At 68.1% G+C, this 552-nt stretch carries 1 protein-coding gene; it reads right to left on the minus strand.

Annotated elements, in window-relative coordinates; translation table 11 throughout:
- Positions 1 to 552: acyl-CoA dehydrogenase family protein (locus tag KV205_RS36010; protein WP_265869257.1), on the minus strand; the 552-nt coding region annotated here is incomplete at its 5' end.

Below are 552 nucleotides of genomic sequence, written 5' to 3' on the forward strand. Positions count from 1 at the left end.
TTACGGGAGGTTGCGGGCCATGACGATGCGCTGGACCTGGTTGGTGCCTTCGTAGATCTGGGTGATCTTGGCGTCGCGCATCATGCGCTCGACGGGGTAGTCGCGGGTGTAGCCGTAGCCGCCGAGGAGCTGGACGGCGTCGGTGGTGACCTCCATGGCGACGTCGGAGGCGAAGCACTTGGCGGCGGCGCCGAAGAAGGTGAGGTCGCCGTCGACGCGCTCACTCTTGGCGGCGGCGGCGTAGGTGAGCTGGCGGGCGGCTTCGAGCTTCATGGCCATGTCGGCGAGCATGAACTGCACGCCCTGGAAGTCGGCGATGGGCTTGCCGAACTGCTTGCGCTCCTTGACGTAGCCCTTGGCGTAGTCGAGGGCGCCCTGGGCGATGCCGAGGGCCTGGGCGGCGATGGTGATGCGGGTGTGGTCGAGGGTCTTCATCGCGGTGGCGAAGCCGGTGCCCTCGGCGCCGATCATGCGGCTCGCGGGGATGCGGACGTTGTCGAGGTAGACCTCGCGGGTCGGGGAGCCCTTGATGCCGAGCTTCTTCTCCGGCGC

This window comes from Streptomyces sp. SKN60 (genome assembly GCF_026236535.1).
Classification (GTDB): domain Bacteria; phylum Actinomycetota; class Actinomycetes; order Streptomycetales; family Streptomycetaceae; genus Streptomyces.